This window comes from Novosphingobium sp. PhB55 (assembly GCF_004368805.1).
GTDB lineage: Bacteria > Pseudomonadota > Alphaproteobacteria > Sphingomonadales > Sphingomonadaceae > Novosphingobium.
In genome coordinates this window covers 505,583-523,187 of the sequence record NZ_SODQ01000005.1, presented here as the reverse complement: position 1 = coordinate 523,187, position 17,605 = coordinate 505,583, and the positions used below count along the sequence as shown (strand labels likewise).

At 66.3% G+C, this 17,605-nt stretch carries 18 protein-coding genes and 1 tRNA gene; 9 read left to right on the top strand and 10 right to left on the bottom strand.

The genetic code is table 11. The features are described from left to right. Positions 1 to 35 precede the first annotated feature (35 nt). The 4 genes from EDF57_RS15190 to pdxH form a co-directional block, all read right to left on the bottom strand. Positions 36 to 485 carry a DUF2141 domain-containing protein gene (locus EDF57_RS15190; RefSeq protein ID WP_243654466.1) on the bottom strand — a complete coding sequence of 150 codons (450 nt, stop codon included), beginning with the start codon at positions 483 to 485 and terminating at the stop codon, positions 36 to 38. Then, positions 452 to 1,186: a sterol desaturase family protein gene (locus tag EDF57_RS15185; RefSeq protein ID WP_132269926.1), complete on the bottom strand. Its 735-nt coding sequence runs from the start codon at positions 1,184 to 1,186 to the stop codon at positions 452 to 454. Before EDF57_RS15185 ends, EDF57_RS15190 begins: the two co-directional genes overlap by 34 nt. Before the next feature lie 143 nt (positions 1,187 to 1,329). Next, positions 1,330 to 2,259, bottom strand: a complete 930-nt coding sequence (locus EDF57_RS15180) for a cation diffusion facilitator family transporter (protein WP_132269924.1) — start codon at positions 2,257 to 2,259, stop codon at positions 1,330 to 1,332. An 8-nt stretch (positions 2,260 to 2,267) separates the two neighbouring features. Next, positions 2,268 to 2,885, bottom strand: a complete 618-nt coding sequence (gene pdxH / locus EDF57_RS15175) for a pyridoxamine 5'-phosphate oxidase (RefSeq protein ID WP_132269923.1) — start codon at positions 2,883 to 2,885, stop codon at positions 2,268 to 2,270. Positions 2,886 to 3,059: 174 nt separating this feature from the next. On the opposite strand from pdxH, the gene EDF57_RS15170 reads away from it, so the two are divergent. From EDF57_RS15170 to fabI, 3 genes are all read left to right on the top strand, one after another. Next, positions 3,060 to 4,034 (top strand): DnaJ C-terminal domain-containing protein, encoded by a 975-nt coding sequence (locus tag EDF57_RS15170; RefSeq protein ID WP_132269921.1) that lies wholly within the window; start codon positions 3,060 to 3,062, stop codon positions 4,032 to 4,034. An 88-nt stretch (positions 4,035 to 4,122) separates the two neighbouring features. Then, positions 4,123 to 5,157: a YihY/virulence factor BrkB family protein gene (locus EDF57_RS15165; RefSeq protein ID WP_243841076.1), complete on the top strand. Its 1,035-nt coding sequence runs from the start codon at positions 4,123 to 4,125 to the stop codon at positions 5,155 to 5,157. Next, positions 5,154 to 5,957 (top strand): enoyl-ACP reductase FabI, encoded by an 804-nt coding sequence (fabI, locus tag EDF57_RS15160; protein WP_134094853.1) that lies wholly within the window; start codon positions 5,154 to 5,156, stop codon positions 5,955 to 5,957. Before EDF57_RS15165 ends, fabI begins: the two co-directional genes overlap by 4 nt. A gap of 129 nt (positions 5,958 to 6,086) precedes the next feature. Here the strand turns inward: fabI and EDF57_RS15155 are convergent, their stop codons facing one another. Continuing rightward, complete coding sequence (locus tag EDF57_RS15155; protein WP_134094852.1) at positions 6,087 to 7,181, bottom strand: TauD/TfdA family dioxygenase; 1,095 nt, start codon at positions 7,179 to 7,181, stop codon at positions 6,087 to 6,089. A gap of 219 nt (positions 7,182 to 7,400) precedes the next feature. Between EDF57_RS15155 and EDF57_RS15150 the strand changes: the two genes are divergently transcribed. The 4 genes from EDF57_RS15150 (at position 7,401) to EDF57_RS15135 (ending at position 13,240) form a co-directional block, all read left to right on the top strand. Then, positions 7,401 to 8,159, top strand: coding sequence for a hypothetical protein (locus EDF57_RS15150; protein WP_132269916.1), 759 nt, complete (start codon positions 7,401 to 7,403; stop codon positions 8,157 to 8,159). Then, positions 8,077 to 9,579: a DNA polymerase Y family protein gene (locus tag EDF57_RS15145; RefSeq protein WP_208324876.1), complete on the top strand. Its 1,503-nt coding sequence runs from the start codon at positions 8,077 to 8,079 to the stop codon at positions 9,577 to 9,579. Before EDF57_RS15150 ends, EDF57_RS15145 begins: the two co-directional genes overlap by 83 nt. Continuing rightward, positions 9,576 to 12,836: an error-prone DNA polymerase gene (locus tag EDF57_RS15140; protein WP_134094850.1), complete on the top strand. Its 3,261-nt coding sequence runs from the start codon at positions 9,576 to 9,578 to the stop codon at positions 12,834 to 12,836. Before EDF57_RS15145 ends, EDF57_RS15140 begins: the two co-directional genes overlap by 4 nt. Before the next feature lie 89 nt (positions 12,837 to 12,925). Then, positions 12,926 to 13,240 carry a TM2 domain-containing protein gene (locus EDF57_RS15135; protein ID WP_132269910.1) on the top strand — a complete coding sequence of 105 codons (315 nt, stop codon included), beginning with the start codon at positions 12,926 to 12,928 and terminating at the stop codon, positions 13,238 to 13,240. A 123-nt stretch (positions 13,241 to 13,363) separates the two neighbouring features. Here EDF57_RS15135 and EDF57_RS15130 read toward each other — a convergent pair. Continuing rightward, a tRNA-Arg gene (locus EDF57_RS15130) sits at positions 13,364 to 13,440 on the bottom strand. A 159-nt stretch (positions 13,441 to 13,599) separates the two neighbouring features. Between EDF57_RS15130 and EDF57_RS15125 the strand changes: the two genes are divergently transcribed. Then, positions 13,600 to 14,097 carry an MmcB family DNA repair protein gene (locus EDF57_RS15125; protein WP_134094849.1) on the top strand — a complete coding sequence of 166 codons (498 nt, stop codon included), beginning with the start codon at positions 13,600 to 13,602 and terminating at the stop codon, positions 14,095 to 14,097. Between the two features lie 48 nt (positions 14,098 to 14,145). Here the strand turns inward: EDF57_RS15125 and EDF57_RS15120 are convergent, their stop codons facing one another. From EDF57_RS15120 to EDF57_RS15105, 4 genes are all read right to left on the bottom strand, one after another. Then, on the bottom strand, positions 14,146 to 14,673 hold the full coding sequence (locus EDF57_RS15120) for a hypothetical protein (protein WP_132264235.1): 528 nt from the start codon (positions 14,671 to 14,673) through the stop codon (positions 14,146 to 14,148). 243 nt (positions 14,674 to 14,916) lie between these two features. Next, positions 14,917 to 15,714, bottom strand: a complete 798-nt coding sequence (locus EDF57_RS15115; RefSeq protein WP_134094848.1) for a bifunctional sulfur carrier protein/thiazole synthase protein — start codon at positions 15,712 to 15,714, stop codon at positions 14,917 to 14,919. 54 nt (positions 15,715 to 15,768) lie between these two features. Then, complete coding sequence (gene thiS / locus EDF57_RS26285; protein ID WP_134094847.1) at positions 15,769 to 15,981, bottom strand: sulfur carrier protein ThiS; 213 nt, start codon at positions 15,979 to 15,981, stop codon at positions 15,769 to 15,771. Between the two features lie 51 nt (positions 15,982 to 16,032). Further along, positions 16,033 to 16,404 (bottom strand): MerC domain-containing protein, encoded by a 372-nt coding sequence (locus EDF57_RS15105; RefSeq protein WP_132264237.1) that lies wholly within the window; start codon positions 16,402 to 16,404, stop codon positions 16,033 to 16,035. A gap of 112 nt (positions 16,405 to 16,516) precedes the next feature. Here EDF57_RS15105 and EDF57_RS15100 point away from each other — a divergent pair, with 112 nt between their 5' ends. Continuing rightward, positions 16,517 to 17,605: a COX15/CtaA family protein gene (locus EDF57_RS15100; RefSeq protein ID WP_132264239.1), complete on the top strand. Its 1,089-nt coding sequence runs from the start codon at positions 16,517 to 16,519 to the stop codon at positions 17,603 to 17,605.

Here is a 17,605-nt window from a genome sequence, read left to right as displayed (position 1 = left end):
CGCGGCGCGATGGGCGGCAAGGCTCGCTCTGCCGTTCAGAGCAGGTATCGCATCTTGATCGCCATGCGGGTATTCTGGTCCCCTACGTCGAAAGCCGCCTTGTCGAAACGGGGCGGGCCCATCCGCACCGGCGCATCGCGCGAAAAGCCGAAGCCCTCGCGCGGGATCATCAGCGCGGTATCCAGCTTCCCGTTGCCGTTCTCGTCATGGACGAGCGAGATCGCATAGCGGCCTTCGGGCACCGAGCCGAAATCGAGCCGCACTTCGCCCTGCGCCGGGATCGTCAGCTTGCGGGCCTTGGGATCCTTGTCGCAATTGGGGAAGGTCTGCGGGTCGGCGGTCAGGCAGGCCAGGATCTGCCCCTTGGCGGAGCGCAGCCCGGTGACGGCAGCGGACACGTCCGACTGCGGCCCCGTGGCCCCCAGCACGATCGGCGCCGCCGCCAGCAGGGTCAGGGCGCCGAAACGCCCCGATCGGTGCCGCACAGATGATCCCAGAAACGAAAATAGAGGCCGTAGTTGCATCGATAAAGCTCATGATGGCGGTGATGGTGGCTGGCCGTGATCAACCAGTGGCCCAGACGCGAATGGACGAGGCGCTGCGGAAACATTTCCCAGCCCATGTGATTGGCGATTCCCATCACCGTCATGATGGTCAGGACCAGCCCGAGCATCCCGACATGGATCGGCACCAGGAACACCAGCGCCGGGACGACCACCGCTCCGGTCAGCGCCTCCAGCGGATGGAAGCTCATCGCCGCCCAGGCCGTGGGCGGGCGGCTGGCGTGGTGCACGGCATGCATCCGGCGGAACACGCGGGGCCGGTGCATCCAGCGGTGGGTCCAGTAGAACCAGGTGTCGTGCAGGAACAGGTAGATGAACAGCGATACCGGCATCCACCACAAGGGCAGGGCCAGGGGATCGGCATAGATGCGGGTCCAGCCATGGGCCTGCCAGCCCCAGGCCACGACGCCCGCAGGAATGCCGTAGATCGCGCAGGAGGCCAGCGACCAGCCGATCTCGCCCCGGATCTGGCGCTCCATCCCGGCATAGAGGCCGGGCCTGGCGCGCGCGGTGATCCAGGCGAAGAGGCCCGAGGTGCCGAGATAGCGCAAGCCGACGATCGCCGTCATCGTGACGGCGGAAACGCAGAGCGCCCACAGGCCGGGACCGGAAATCGCTGACATGTCGGGGCTTATGCGCGGTGGGCGATATTGAAGCCAGCCGAATTTGCGGTGCCGATGCTCTCGCCGCCAAAGGCGCGTCGTCCCGGACCTGGTTCAGGATGAGGTGGCAAGTGGGGCAGGTCCAGCCAGTGCGGCCCCTGCGCTCAATCCGGGGAAACCCGGATCGGCGGCAGCACGTCGAGCCCGGCCGCACCGGCTTCGTCGACCAAACCCTCGGGATCGGGATGAATCAGGATCTCGGTATCCGGAAATTCGTCGCAGAGCCGGTGTTCCAGCTCGTCCATCACCCGGTGCGCCTCGCGAACGGTCATGTTCGGATCGACCCAGACGTGGAACTGCACGAAGTCCCGGTTGCCCGACGTGCGCGTGCGCAAGTCATGGACGCCGGTAATATCGGGATGGCGGGCCAGCACCTGGAGAAAGCGGTCCTTCTTCTCCTCCGGCCACTCGTGATCCATCAGTTGGTCGAGCACATCCTGCGAGGCCTTCCAGGCGCCCCAGCCCAGCCACGCGGCGATGCCCAGGCCGAACAGCGGGTCCGCGCCCTTCAGCCCGGCATATTGGTCCAGCACCAGCGCGGCGATCACCGCCACGTTGAGCAGGAGGTCGGACTGGTAGTGGACACTGTCGGTCTGGATGGCGATGCTGCCGGTGCGGCGGATGACGTGGCGCTGCCAGGCGACCAGCGCCAGAGTCAGCGCGATCGCCACGGCCGAGACGGCGATGCCGCTTTCCGCGCTCTCGACCCGGCTCCTGGCCAGGAATTCCTCCACCGCGCGGCTGGCGATGGCGAGCGCGGAGATCGAGATCAGCACGATCTGAAACATCGCCGCGATCGCCTCGGCCTTGCCGTGGCCGAAGCGGTGCTTGTCGTCCGCCGGCTGTGCGCCGATCCACACGCCCAGCAGCGTGGCCACGCTGGCGACGAGGTCCAGCGTGGTATCGGCCAGGCTGCCGAGCATCGCCGTGGAGCCGGTGGACCAGGCCGCCCAGCCCTTCAGGCCGAGCAGCAGCACGGCCACGCCAATGCTGGCGAAAGCGGCGCTGCGGGTGAGTTTGGCGTGTTCGTGCAAGGGCGGGCTCAAGGATAGAGGAGCGTGCTGACCCAGCCGCCTGCCGCGTCGGCGCTGCGCACGAAGCGGCGGCGCTCATGGAGGCGATAGGGCCGGTCCTGCCAGAACTCGATGGCGGCGGGCACCACGCGATAGCCGGTCCAATGGGCCGGCCGCTCGATCTCGCCTTCGCCGAAGCGGCTGCGGACATCCTCGTAGCGGGCCAGGAACGTCTCCCGGCTGTCGAGCGGGGCGGACTGGTCGGAAGCGACGGCGCCCAGCTGCGAATCGCGGGCGCGCGAATGGAAATAGGCATCGGCTTCCGCGGCGGTCACCGGCACCAGTTCGCCTTCGATGCGAATCTGCCGGCGCAGGCTCTTCCAGTGGAACAGCAGCGCGACATGGGGATTGGCGGCGATTTCCTGGCCCTTGCGGCTATGGCCATTGGTATAGAACACGAAGCCGTCCGGCCCGTAGCCCTTGAGCAGGACCATGCGAACGGAAGGCAGCCCGTCCGGCGTGGCGGTGGCCAGGGCCATGGCGTTCGAATCGTTGGGCTCGCTCTCGCGCGCGGCGTCGTACCAGTCCTTGAACAGGGCGAAAGGATCGCCGTGGGGGATGACTTCGCGGGCCTGTTCAGCTTCCATGTTCGCTTCCTGGGATCGTGCCTGTGGTCAAACGCAGCCGCGCCGGGCCGGACCTCGCTGATTTCACGGCGATTCCCGGCGGCAGGGCAGGGCGTGAAGGTTCCAATAGACTCGTGACCGGAACTAGGAAAGCACCGCTTGCCGTAACGCGCGTCCGCACCTAGCTAGGAAGCCATGGCAGCAGACCCTTATTCCACCCTTGGCGTATCGCGCACAGCCAGCGAGAAGGACATCAAGTCCGCCTATCGCAAGCTGGCGAAGGAACTTCATCCCGATACCAACAAGGACAATCCCAAGGCCGCGGAGCGCTTTTCCGAAGTGACCGGCGCCTACGACCTGCTGTCCGACAAGGACAAGCGGGCCCGGTTCGACCGGGGCGAGATCGATGCCGAAGGCAATCCCATGGGCTTCGGCGGGTTCGGCGGCGGCGGAGCCGGCGGCTTCGGGGGTGCCGGATTCGGCGGCGGGCCCGGCGGGCAGCGCGGCTTTTCGGGCGGATTCGGCGGTAACGACGGCATCGACCTGGAAGACCTGTTCGGCGGCATCTTCGGCGGTTCCGGCCAGCGCGGCCCCGGCGGTTTCGGTGCCGGAATGGGCGGAGCCGGCGGTGCACGCGGCCGCGCGGCGCCGCGCGGCGGCAATGTGAACTATCGCCTTTCCGTCCCTCTGACCGATGCGGCCGAACTCAAGCCGCAGCGCATCACCCTGTCCGACGGCAAGACGATCGACCTCAAGCTGCCCGTCGGCATGGAGGACGGCACCCAGATGCGCCTGGCCGGCAAGGGCGAGCAAGGCCCCGGCGGCGCGGGCGATGCCATCGTCACGCTGCAGATCCAGCCCCATGCCTTCTTCCGCCAGGACGGCGACGACTTGCGCGTGGACCTGCCGATCACCCTCGACGAGGCGCTGAACGGCGGCAAAGTGAAAGCCCCCACCGCGGCCGGCGCGGTCATGCTGTCGGTTCCGGCCGGGGCGAGTTCGGGCAAGGTCCTGCGCCTCAAGGGCCGCGGCATGTCCCGCAAGGACGGCGCCCGCGGCGACCTGCTGATCAGCCTCCAGATCGTCTTGCCAGAGAGCGACGCCGATCTCGCCAAGCGGCTGGAAGGCTGGAAGGATACGCGCGACGTGCGCGCAAAGCTCGGAATCTGAGGGTGCGGGCGGGGATGTCTTTGCAGATCGCCCCACCTAACCCCTTCCGAAATTTGAATATCCTCTTTGCAGCGCCTATCTCGGCGTGGTGAACATCGACCATTCGATAGACGTGCAGGCCCCGGGAACGCCGGCTTCGGCAGCGATAACGCCCGAAGCCCGGCGACGCGCGGCCATGCGCTGGCAGGAAATGCAGGACCGGATTCCCCGTCCCGATCCTTCCAGCCGCGCCTATGTCGTGGTCAAACGCGTGTTTACCGGGACCTGGGAAGACGGCTTCATTCACGCCGGCAACTTTGCCTACATGACGATCGTGGCGCTGTTCCCCTTCTTCATCGCCCTGGCGGCCATCTATTCGGCGCTGGGCGAACAGGGGCAGCTGGAAAGCGCGATCGACGCGGTGCTCAATGCCCTTCCCCCGCGCGTGGACGAAGCGCTGGCCCCGGTGGCCCGCGATGCCGTTGCCGCGCGGCACGGCTGGCTGCTCTGGATCGGCGGTGTGCTGGGCCTGTGGACGGCGACCAGCCTGATCGAGACCATCCGCGATATTCTCCACCGCGCCTACGGCATGAACAAGGGCCTGAAGTTCTGGCGAAACCGCCTGGCGTCGAGCGGGCTGATCTTCGGCTCGGTCCTGCTGCTGCTGCTCTCGCTGTCTTCGCAGGTGCTCATTTCAGTGATCGAGGAAGTGCTGCTGACGGTTTTCCCCGGCCTGAAGGCCTTCAACTACCAGATCGGCATTTCCCGCGGCATCACCGCCGCCACCCTGTTCGCCTCGCTCTACGCCCTGTTTTTCCTGCTCACGCCCTCGCGCTACCAGTCTCGCCGCTATCGGAAATGGCCCGGCCCTCTGTTCGTCGCGGCATGGTGGCTGGGGGCCGCATGGCTGCTGCCGAAAGTGTTGCGCAATTTCATCGCTTACGATTTGACGTACGGAAGTCTCGCCGGAGTGATGATCGCGCTTTTCTTTTTCTGGCTTGTCGGACTAGGGATGGTCGCGGGCGCGGAACTCAATGCCGCCCTTACCGTCAGTCCCGAGGAGCAGGAAATGCTTGCCGGGGGGCCAGGCGGAAATAGCAGCGCTGCTGCACAGAACAACGAAGTACAGGAAGAACACGAATGACCGGTCTGATGCAGGGTAAACGCGGCCTGATCATGGGCCTTGCCAACGACAAGTCCCTGGCCTGGGGCATCGCGAAGAGACTGCACGAACAGGGTGCCGAGCTGGCCTTCTCCTATCAGGGCGAAGCGCTGGCCAAGCGCGTGAAGCCGCTGGCCGAGAGCCTGGGCAGCGATTTCCTCATCGATTGCGACGTTTCGGACATGGCAGCCCTCGACACCGCCTTCGAAACGCTGGCGGAACGCTGGCCGACGATCGACTTCGTCGTCCACGCCATCGGTTTCTCGGACAAGAACGAGCTGCGCGGCAAGTATGTCGACACCAGCCTCGAAAACTTCCTGATGACGATGAACATCTCGGCCTACAGCCTGGTCTCGGTGACCAAGCGTGCGATGCAGATGATGCCCGAAGGCGGCTCGATCCTGACGCTGACCTATTACGGCGCCGAAAAGGTCGTGCCGCACTACAACGTCATGGGCGTGGCCAAGGCGGCACTGGAAGCCTCGGTGAAGTACCTCGCCAACGACCTTGGCCCGCAGAACATCCGCGTCAACGCGATCTCGGCCGGCCCGATCAAGACGCTGGCCGCCAGCGGCATCGGCGACTTCCGCTATATCCTCAAGTGGAACGAGCTGAACTCGCCGCTGCGCCGCAACGTCACGATCGAGGACGTGGGCGGCTCGGGCCTCTACTTCCTTTCCGACCTCTCCTCGGGCGTGACCGGCGAGACGCATCATGTGGACGCAGGCTACCACGTCGTCGGCATGAAGCAGGAAGACGCACCGGACATCGCCCTGAGCTGATCGGCCTAAACTGATCGGCCTCCGCTGATCGGCCTCCGCTGATCGGCCTCCGCTGATCGGCACACTCAGGACAACAAAAAGAGGGCCGGAAGGAAACTTCCGGCCCTCTTTGTCTGCGCACGCGGCCCATCAGCCCATCAGGCGCGGCACCGATACCGAGAACACGTCGAAATGCGCATCGGGATGCTCCGCCTGCCCGTCGCGCGGGGCCTGGCGAACCTGCACAACGCCGTTCTTGCCGAAGCCCTCCACCACCGGGCGCCCGGCATCGCGGCTCAGCCACAACCGCAGGAGGTGGCGCTTGCGCTGCGGCTCGGGCCAGTCCCAGAACGTGGTGCGGGCATGGAGCGCGGCGTAATTGGAGAGCCACTGGATGTCGCCGGGGCGGAAATCCATCTCGATGGCCATGCCCTCTTCGTATGTGATCGTGTCGAAGAGTTCGAGCACCGCGATCTGCTCCGGCGTCAGCTTGGGCACACCTTCATATTCTTGCGCGGTGAGGATGTAGAGCGAGCCCGCATACATCGAGAACACCCCGTCGACGAGGCTGACGATCGGCGAGGTATAGGTATCCGCCGGCGCATTGTGGTCCTGCCGGCGCCAGTCCCAGTGGAAGGGTTCCAGCAGCAGCGGCGCCAGATCGGGGCGGCGGCGCAGGATCTCGTTGTAGATCTCCGCGCCGGAGACGAGGCAGGACAGGCCGCCCTCCTTGGCCGGGCGCAGGCACATCAGCGCGACGATGTCCGAGCTGTCGGAGTGGTAGACCAGCTTGTCCCGCACCTTGGAGGAGAGCGCGGTGGGATCGTCCATGGTCTTGTCGCTGGTGGCGTAGACGTGGTCGATCAGGTCGCCCATCTCGTTCTGGCGGATCGGATCGCCCATGTGCAGGCCGAGCACGTAGTAGATCGCGTTGGAAAGAACGTCCGAATAGAGCTGGGTCCGCAGGCCCCGCACCAGCACGAAGCCGCGGCCGTAGTCGACATCCTCGCCCCATGACTTCACCGCATCGGCGCAGGCTACCAGCGGATATTCCTCTGCGGTGACCGTGCGCAGGTCCGGGTCGTCGGCCATGAAGCGGGCACCGAGCGTCTCCAGCTCCAGCACCTGTTCGTCGGACAGCCTGTAGATCCACGCGTCGGTCTCGGAAAGCCGGTCTCCCCGCCAGGCAGCGGCAGTGGTGACGGGCGGAACGGCTTCCAGCGGCGCGGGAGCGGAACTGGCCATGCTTCGTGAGTCCTTCTTTGAGGGTAGGGGCCGTAAGGTGGGCGATGCCCGAACCCTAGGCGGAATGCCTTGCGATGACTTGGCGAACGATGCCCGAAAGCTTTTCGCCCTGCGTTCTGCGCCGGCAGGATCGGGAGACCGGGCTGTGCCCACAGCCGATTGCACCCTCATTTTCCAGACTCGATTGCGCAGGACAGGAATAGAACATAAAAGGAACATATGTTCGATTCGAGTCGCCTCCAACTGGCAGCAAACCTCGCTCAGGCGTCTCCTGACGGCTGGCCCGAGTCGCCTTTGCAGCAGGACGGCGTTCATGAATTCTATGCCGCGACCGAGCAGGACGGCGGGGCCGCCCTGGCGCTGGCGCTGCTTTGCGCGGTGCAGGCGCGCAAGGCGCGGGAACCTCTGCTCTGGCTGCGGCTGGGCAAAGTTAATGGAAAGGGCGGGGGCAAGCAGGCCCGCTCGCGCCCTTATGCCCCCGGTCTTGCCGAACTGGGCATCGACCCGGCCGCCATGGTGCTGCTGCGCCTGCCCGATCTCCAGAGCCTGCTGCGCGCGGGCGTGGATTCGGTGCGGCATGGCGGGGCAGCGGCCGTGGTGATGGAAATGGACGGGCGCGCCCCGGCCTTCGACCTTACCGCCTCGCGGCGGCTGGCGCTGGCGGCGGAGCAAAGCGGCACCATGGTCATGATCGTGCGCAGCGGCGCCCAGCCGACGCCCAGCGCCGCCCACACCCGCTGGCAGGTGACCAGCGCGCCGTCGGTTCCCTTGCCTGCCAATGCGCCGGGAGATCCGGTGTTCGACGTGACCCTGCTGCGCCGGCGCGGCGGGCGGGAGGGTCTCAACCTGCAACTGGAATGGAATCGTGAGCAAGGCACCTTCCGTAAGCCCATGCTTGGCCACGCGCCGCTATCTGGCGGTCACCTTTCCCTTCCTGCCGTCCGAACGGGCGATGCGGGAAGGCGCAGCGCCGCCTGACGCGGCTTTCGCCCTGATCGCGAAGCAACGCGGGGCGCAGCGCATCATGGCGCTGTCTCCCGCGGCGCTGGCGCTGGGCCTCTCGGCCGGCATGATGCTGGCCGATGCGCGCGCGCTGGAGCCGGACCTGCCTGCTCTCGAACACCGGCCCGCAGCGGACCATGCCCTGCTGCTGCGCATCGTCGAATCCTGCGAACGCTATACCCCGATGGTGGCCCCCGATCGCGACGACGCGCTGGTGCTGGACCTCACCGGCTGCTTCGACAGCCTGGGGATGGACGAAGACGCCGTGCGGGGCGATCTCGTCACCCGGCTCGCGCGGCGGGGGTTCCGGGCGCTGGCGGCCTGTGCCGGAACGCCGGATGCCGCCCTTGCCCTTGCCCGCTTCGGCAAGAGCACCTTGCGCGAACTGCCGGTGGCCGCACTCAGCCTGGGAGACGATGCCCACCTCGCGCTGAAGCGCGCCGGGCTGCGCACCCTGGGCCAGCTTGCGGATCGCCCCCGCGCGCCCCTCGCCGCTCGCTTCGGCAAGGCGATGTCGATCGCCCTCGCCCACCTGCTGGAGGAGCAGGACCGGCGCATCACTCCGCATCGCACCCTGCCCCCGATCTGGGTGGAGCAGCGCTTCGCCGAACCGATGGCGACCGTGAAGCCCCTCCTCGGCGTGATCGAATGGCTGGCGGGGCAGGCGCGGGACGTGCTGGTCGCCCGCGGCCGGGGCGGCCGACGCTACGAAGTCTCGCTGTTCCGCACCGACGGCCATGTCGCCCGGCTCGCCGTGGACAGCGGCCTGCCCCTGCGCGAACCCGCCGATGTCGTCCGCCTGTTTCGCGAACGCATCGAATCGCTCGCCGATCCGCTCGACCCGGGCTTCGGCTACGACCTGCTGCGCCTGGCCGTGCCCCTGCACGAAGACGTCTCCGAAGGGCAGGACCGGCTGGACGAGGAGAATTCCGGCAAGCCCGACCTCGCCCCCCTGCTGGACCGCCTGCAAGTGCGCTTCGGCGCCGAATGCGTCCACCGCTTCGCCCCCCGCGACGAGCACTTGCCGGAATATGCCGACCGCCTCGTGCCTCCCGCATCGATTCCGCAGCCCTGGCCCCAGCCGGAGGCAGGCGAGCCGCCCTTGCGCCCGCTGTTCCTGTTCGATCCCCCCCAACCCGTCACCGTGCTGGCCGAAGTGCCTGACGGTCCCCCGCGCCGGTTCGGCTGGCAGGGACGCCAGCACCGGGTGGTGCGGCAGGAAGGCCCCGAACGCCTCGCCTATCCCTGGTGGAAGACGGTGGAGGCGACCGGCCCCACGCGCGACTATTACCGGATCGAGGACAGTGACGGCCGCCGGTTCTGGCTGTTCCGCCATGGTCTCTACGGCAGCGAGAAAGCCGACCCGCGCTGGTATCTGCACGGCGTCTTCGCATGAGCCTCGAAACGCCGCCCTATGTCGAGTTCGCGACGACGACCGCCTATTCCTTCCTGCGCGGCGCCAGCACGCCGGGTGAAATGGCGCTGCGGGCGCTGGCGCTCGGCCACCCCGGAATCGGCATAGCGGACCGCAACACCGTGTCCGGCGTCGCCCGCGCCCTTGCCGCACTGCGCAGGTTCGGGGAGGAGATGGAAGCCGAAGGCGTCACCCTGCCCCCTTTTCGTCTGCTGGTCGGCGCGCGGCTGGTCTTTGCCGACGATACGCCCGAGATCCTCGCCTATCCGACCACGCGATACGGCTGGGGCCGCCTGACCCGCCTGCTCACCACCGGCAACTTGCGCACGACCAAGGGCAACTGCGAACTGCGCCTGGGCGACCTGCTGGAATTCCTGGAGGACATGCAGCTCATCGTCGCCACCCCCGCTTCCGACGCCCTGTTGCGCCTATTGGCGCAGGCCGCGCCCGGCAAGGTCTGGCTGGGCGCGGCGATGCTGCGGCAGGGCCGCGACGCGCGCCGGCTGGCGGCCTTGCGCGAACAGGCGGCCCTGGCCGGCGTGCCGCTCATCGCCATCAACGATGCGCAGTACGACAAGCCCGAAGCGCGCCCCCTGAACGATGTCATGACCGCGATCCGGGAAAAGACCACGGTACAGGCCGCCGGCCGCCGCCTCACCGCCAATGCCGAGCGGCACTTGAAGCCCGCAGCCGAAATGGCCCGCCTCTTCGCCGCCGCCCCCGAGGCGATCGCCGCCACCGCAGACTTCATGGGCGGCATCGTCTTCAAGCTCGAAGACCTGAGCTACACCTACCCCCACGAGCCGGTCCCCTACGGCTACACCCCGCAAGGCTGGCTGGAGGAACTGGTCTGGAGCCGCGCCAGCGACCTCCACCCGCAAGGCATCCCCGAAAAGCTCACCCGCCTGCTTACCGAGGAACTGGGGATCATCGGTCAGCAGGCCTACGCCGCCTACTTCCTCACCGTCCACGATATCGTGCAGTGGGCGCAGATACAGGGCATCCTCTGCCAGGGGCGCGGCTCGGCGGCCAATTCGGCGGTCTGCTTCGTCCTCGGCGTCACCGCCGTCGATCCGATGAAGCACAACCTGCTGTTTTCCCGCTTCATCTCCACCGAGCGCAAGGAACCGCCCGACATCGACGTCGACTTCGAGCACGAGCGGCGCGAGGAAGTGATGCAATATATTTACAGCCGCTACGGCCGCGAGCGCGCGGGAATCGCCGCCACGGTGATTCACTACCGCTCGCGCAGCGCCGCCCGCGATGTCGGCAAGGCGCTGGGGCTCAGCGAGGACGTCACCGCCCGGCTCGCCAGCACGGTATGGGGCAGCTACGCCTCGGAATACGACCGCAACCGCTGCATCGAGGCCGGCCTCGATCCCGACAATCCCACGATCGCGCGGGTCAATCACTTCACCGGGACGATCCTGAACTTCCCCCGCCATCTCTCCCAGCATGTCGGCGGTTTCGTGCTGACTCAGGACCGGCTCGACGAAACCGTGCCGATCCACAATGCCGCGATGGAAAAGCGCACGTTCATCGAATGGGACAAGGACGACATCGATACGCTCGGCCTGATGAAAGTCGACATCCTGGCGCTCGGAATGCTGACCTGTATCGGCAAGGCCTTCGCCATGATCGAGACGCACATCGGCCGCCAGTACCAGCTCAGTTCCGTGCCGGGCGACGAGGAAGATCACCGGAGCAACCCTCCCCACGTCAAAGCCGTCTACGAGATGCTCCAGAAGGGCGACAGTATCGGCGTCTTTCAGGTGGAGAGCCGCGCGCAGATGAACATGCTGCCCCGCCTGAGACCTGAGAGGTTCTACGACCTGGTCATTCAGGTCGCCATCGTGCGCCCCGGCCCGATCGAGGGGGACATGGTCCATCCCTATCTGCGGCGCCGACAAAAGATCGAGGACGTCATCTACCCTTCTCCGGCCCCTCCCCACGATCGCGACGAATTGCGCGGTGTCCTCGGCGAGACTCTCGGCGTCCCCCTGTTCCAGGAGCAGGCGATGCGGCTGGCGATCACCGCCGCGAACTTCTCCGATGCCGAAGCCAACCAGCTCCGCCGCGCCATGGCGACCTTTCGCAATGTCGGCACGATCGGCTCCCTGCACAGCAAGATGGTGAACGGCATGGTGGCCCGTGGCTACGAGAAGGACTTCGCCGAGCGCTGCTTCCAGCAGATCAAGGGCTTCGGCAGCTACGGCTTCCCGGAAAGCCATGCCCTCGCCTTCGCGCGGCTGGTCTGGGTCTCGGCCTATATCAAACACCACTACCCCGAGGTCTTCGCCGCCGCCCTGCTCAATTCGCAGCCCATGGGCTTCTATGCCCCGGCCCAGATCGTCCGCTGTGCGCAGGAGCATGGCGTGGAAGTGCGCACCATCGATGCCAACCACAGCGAGTGGGACTGCACCCTGGAACCCAAAGCGAAAGGCGCACTCGCCCTCCGGCTCGGCCTGCGCCAGATCAGCGGCTTTCGCGAGAACTGGGCGGAGCAGATCAAGGCCCACCGCCCTTACACCAACCTCGAAGATCTCGCCCGGCGCGCCAGCCTCCCCCAGCGGGCGCTCAACCTCCTGGCCGATGCCGATGCCCTGCATTCGATCGGTCTGGACCGCCGCGAGGGCCTTTGGGAAGCACGCCGCACGCCAACCGGCGAACTTCCCCTCTTCGCCGCCGCCCGCGCCCGCGAACTGGGAGAGGAACCCCATGCCGCCCTGCCCACCATGCCGCTCTCAGAGGAAGTCGCCGCCGATTACCAGACCACCCGGCTCTCGCTGAAAGCCCATCCGATGTCGTTCCTGCGCCCGGTCTTCGCGGCGGAAGGCGTGCTGCGCTGCGCGGACCTGGCGAAGACCCGAAACGGAAAGCGCGTGAAAGTCGCCGGCGTGGTGCTGGTTCGTCAGCGCCCGGGCAAGGGCAATGCCATTTTCGTCACGCTGGAGGACGAAGGCGGCATCGCCAACGTGGTGATCTGGGCCCGGCTGTTCGAAACCTACCGCCGCCCGGTCATGGCCGCGCGGCTGATGCTGGTGGAAGGTCTGATCCAGCACAGCCCCGAAGGCGTGATCCATGTCATGGCCCAGAGCATCCATGACCGCACGCCCGAGCTGAAACGCCTCTCGGAAGTGCACGAGGCCGAGCCCCAGCTATCCCGCGCCGACGAATTCGTCCGCCCGCAGCACCCGCGCAACGTGCGGGTCCTCCCCCGCTCACGGGACTTTCATTGAGCCGTGCCACCGGCAACTCAAAAAATTCATTGGTTTCTTAATGGCATGCCCATATCGATACGCCCCTTCACTTATCGACGGGGGTATCGATGACCGACACGAATTCATCCACTGCGGCCATGGCCGGCCTGCTCTACCAGGCAAATGCCAAGTCCACCGGCGTCACGTATCTCCTGTGGTTCTTCCTCGGCTCGCTGGGCGCCCATCGCTTCTACGCCGGCAAGACCGCCGGCGGCATCGTCCAGCTCGTCCTCTTCCTGCTCGGCTGGGCGACCATCTGGATCATGGGTTTCGGCCTGCTGTTCCTGATCCCGCTCGGCATCTGGGTGCTGGTGGACGCCTTCCTGATCCCGGGCTGGCTGCGTCAATACAACACCAACCTGGTCCACCGCGTCCTGGCCTGACCCACCCACCTGAAGGGCGGCGCCCGCGCCGCCCGATCACGGCCACCGTGCCCGCCGCATATGCCCGAACAGACACGGCAGAGCATGGCCCGGAAGCCGGTTGATCTTCGCAAATGGAGGAAATGGTGCACCCGACAGGATTCGAACCTGTGGCCTCTGCCTTCGGAGGGCAGCGCTCTATCCAGCTGAGCTACGGGTGCAGTGCCCGCGGCGACTAGCAGAGCATGAGCAGTGTTGCCAGCGCCAAATCACTCCGATCCATCATGGACTTGGGAAAAACCTGTCGGCCGCTCTGGCTGGGCCAGCGCTCCAGATGCCTTGCGGCTTGAAAGTTCCCTCTATGTTCCTATTATGCCGCGATGGCCGAAGCTGATTCTCCGCTCGTTTCTCCCGCTCTTTCTTTCGTCGCCGCCGATGTGGCGCGCGGAATAGGGCGGCTTTTTGCTCGTAACGACATCTGGTGCCTGCCGGAAATGTCGCTGCGCTGCGGGCGCCGCGCCGATCTCATGGGCATCGACGCCAAGGGCCATGTCGTCATCGTCGAAATCAAGGTCTCGCGCGCAGACTTGCTGGGCGACGGCAAATGGCCCGACTATCTGGACTATTGCGACCGTTTCTACTGGGGGCTGCCCCCCTCGCTGGACCGGGCTCCGCTGGAAACCGAGCCGTTCCTGCCCGACCAGTGCGGCGTGATCGTTGCCGATGGCTACGATGCCGAAATCCTGCGCCCGGCGCCGCTGCGCCAGCTTGCCGCGGCACGGCGCAAGGTGGAAACCGAGCGTCTGGCCCGCGCTTCGCTCAGGCGCCTGGTTACCCTGGGCGATCCGCAGACCCTGCAATGGGGCAGCGAAAGCTGACGTGCGGGCGAAACGATCCGGCGCCGAAGCGCCGGATCGGCCCGAAACTCAGGCGATCTCCTTCTCGATCCATTCCGGATAGAACGACGGTTCGCGCTCCGACCAGCCAGATGCCGTGGCCGCCGCTTCGCTGATCGAGTGAAGCAACGTCTTGCGGCGATCGGGGCGGATCTGGGGAAGCGCGGCGGCTCCGCAGAAGGCGCCGGGCAGCCAGGGCCTTACCCAACCGCCAAGCAGGCGTTCGTAAAGGAAACGGAAGGCCGGGAACGATTCGATGCGTTCCTGGGCGAGATCGAAGGCGGCGACGTAAAGCAGCTTGCCCATGAACGCGGCAATGTCATCGAAGCCGAATTCGTCAGGCCGCATCTCGCGCAGCGCGGCGAGATCCGCGTAGGCTTCGTATTGCTTGCGGATCGAGGTGGCTTCGACGCCGTCCCGCGCCCAGAGACCCAGAGCATCCTGCCGGCCCAGTCCCACGTCCAGGCTGCGCCGGATGTAGCGCTGCTCGCAGGGCGTGAAGCTGGCGAATTCCCGCAGCTCGCCGATGGTGATGGTGGCCTTTCCCGTGTGAGTCATGGTCCTGATCCTCGTGACACGGAAGGACAATCCTCCCTGTCACTAGAACCAATCTCCGCCTCTTCGGTTGCTACAGCCTTAACCGGATAATGGTTTGAACCCGATAATAGCCGCAAGATTCTTGCAGTATTTCATTTCGGGACGATTTGAAAATGGCCGTCCGCGGCACTTTTCCGTCACAATCGGCCATGCTGCAGCAGAGCTATCGGCCATCGTGAAGAAAAATGCCCCGCGGCCGATTTCTCAGATCAGGCCGGCGAGCGGGCTGGAGGGATCGGCGTAGCGGCGCTGCGCCATGCGCCCTGCCAGATAGGCATCGCGGCCAGCCTCGACCGCCAGCTTCATGGCGCGAGCCATGCGGATCGGGTCGCGGGCTTCGGCGATCGCGGTGTTCATCAGCACGCCGTCGCAGCCCAGCTCCATCGCCACGGCGGCTTCCGAGGCCGTACCCACGCCAGCATCGACGAGGACCGGCACTTTGGCCCCCTCAACGATCAGGCGGACGGTCACCTTGTTCTGGATGCCCAGGCCCGAGCCGATCGGCGCGCCCAGCGGCATGACCGCCACGGCGCCGGCATCCTCAAGCTGCTTGGCCGCGATCGGATCGTCCACGCAGTAGACCATCGGCAGGAAGCCTTCGTTCGCGAGGATTTCGGTGGCCTTCAGCGTCTCGCGCATGTCGGGATAGAGCGTCCGCGCCTCGCCCAGAACTTCCAGCTTCACCAGATCCCAGCCGCCCGCTTCGCGCGCCAGCCGCAAGGTGCGGATGGCGTCTTCGGCGGTGAAGCAGCCGGCGGTATTAGGCAGGTAGGTGATTTTCCGGGGATCGATGAAGTCGGTCAGCATCGGCGCCTTGGGGTCCGAAACATTGACCCGGCGCACCGCCACCGTGACGATCTCCGCGCCCGAAGCCTCCACCGCCGCCGCGTTCTGTTCGAAATCCTTGTACTTACCGGTGCCGACGATCAGGCGCGAACGGAAGGTCCGGCCAGCGACAGTCCAGGAATCGGTGGTCGAGGAATCGGAGACGGTATCGGTCAAGGTTCGCGTCCTTTCGGGGAACGGGTATGTCAGGGATCGGTCCGGCGAACAGGTTCAGCCACCGCCCACGAAGTGGACGATCTCCAGCACGTCGCCATCGGCCAGCAGCACATCGGCCAGGGTCGAGCGCGGGGCGATCTCGCCATTGCGCTCGACGGCGACCTTGCGGGGATCGAGGCCGATGCCCGACACGAGATCGGCAATCGAGGAACCGGGCGCCACGCGGCGCGGTTCGCCGTTCACGGTGAGGGAAAGTTCTTCAGCCATGGGCCGCAGATAGCGCGGAGAAACGATTTGGAAAGTGCCCAATCGGCACTTTCAATGCGCGCGGTGCAAGTTCCGGATGTGTGCGAAGGCGACTAGCGCGACGCCGAAAATGGTCAGCACCGATTCTGCCAGGCCATGACCGACGACGATGGCCGTGGCCATGAGCGCCAGGCCCAGGCCGCCGATCACCAGCGGTCCCACGCGGCCATGGCGCACGACGCCGAAGCCCAGGGAGATCACGCCGACCACCAGGGCCAGCCCCAGGCCGACGCGGTGAACCTCGGGCGAGAGCAGAACTTCGCCGCCAAGCCCCAGGAAACCCACGAAAAACACGCCGAGAATACAGTGAATCGCGCAAAGACCGCTGAGGACGATGCCTGCCCGGTCCAGCCGGTTTCGAATCGCGATGATGGCGGTGCGCATGAATGCCCATGTATGAGACGTTGTAACATTCATCAAGTCCTGACTGTGTCATGAAACATTCGGTCGACGTGCCCCTTGCGCATTTCGTCGCAAGATCGCAGGGATTTGCGTCATGAGAGTCCCTGACGGTCGCCCCCTCCTCGGTACAGCCGACGATATCGCCCCCATGGTTCGCTGGCTGCTGATCGTTGCCGCGCTGGTCATCCTTATCGTCGCGGTCGGCGGCATAACCCGGCTGACCGAGTCCGGTCTGTCGATCACCCAGTGGAAGCCGCTCACCGGCGCCATTCCCCCGCTGACCGACGCGCAGTGGCAGGCCGAGTTCGCCCGCTACAAGCAGATCCCGCAATATATCGATGTCAACGGCCCTGCGGGCATGACCCTGTCCCAATACAAGTTCATCTACTTCTGGGAGTGGGTGCACCGCCTGCTGGCCCGCGTGATCGGCCTGGCCTTCGCGCTGCCGCTGGCGTGGTTCTGGTACAAGCGCACGATTCCCCTGGGCTACAAGCCGCGCCTGGTCGCGCTGTTGGCGCTGGGCGGGCTGCAAGGCGTGGTCGGCTGGTGGATGGTCTCTTCGGGCCTCTCCGCCGAGGCTGCGGACCGGGTGAGCCATTTCCGCCTGGCCGCCCACCTGCTGGTGGCGCTGACGACCCTGGGCGGTCTGGTCTGGACGGCGCTGGACCTTCGCGAACTGCGACGCGGCCAGGCCCCTGCCCGCCTCAACCGCTTCGGCGCCCTCGCCCTGGCCATGCTGTTCATCCAGCTCTTCATGGGCGCGATGGTGGCAGGCCTGCGCGCCGGCTACGTCGCGGGCATGGGCTGGTTCAGCATGGACGCCTGGCCGCTGATGCAGGGCAGCTTCTTCCCTGACGGCGTGGAATGGGCGGGCGGCGCGCTCCATGCGCTGGTCAACGACCCGTTCCTCACCCACTTCGTGCACCGCTGGTGGGCCTGGGCCGTGGTCGCCGTGCTGATCGTGATGGGCCGCAGGCTCAAGGCCCGCCATGCGCGTCTCGCTTCGATCGCCGTCCATTCCGCGTTCGGCACGCAAGTGCTGCTCGGCATCTTCACGGTGTGGTCTGGCGTAGCGCTCTGGCTTGCCGTGGCGCACCAGCTCTGCGGCGCGCTGCTCGTTGCGGCCACGGTCTGGGGCGCGCACTGCCTGGGCCGCCGCGACCAGGTCGGGCTTGGCATGTGA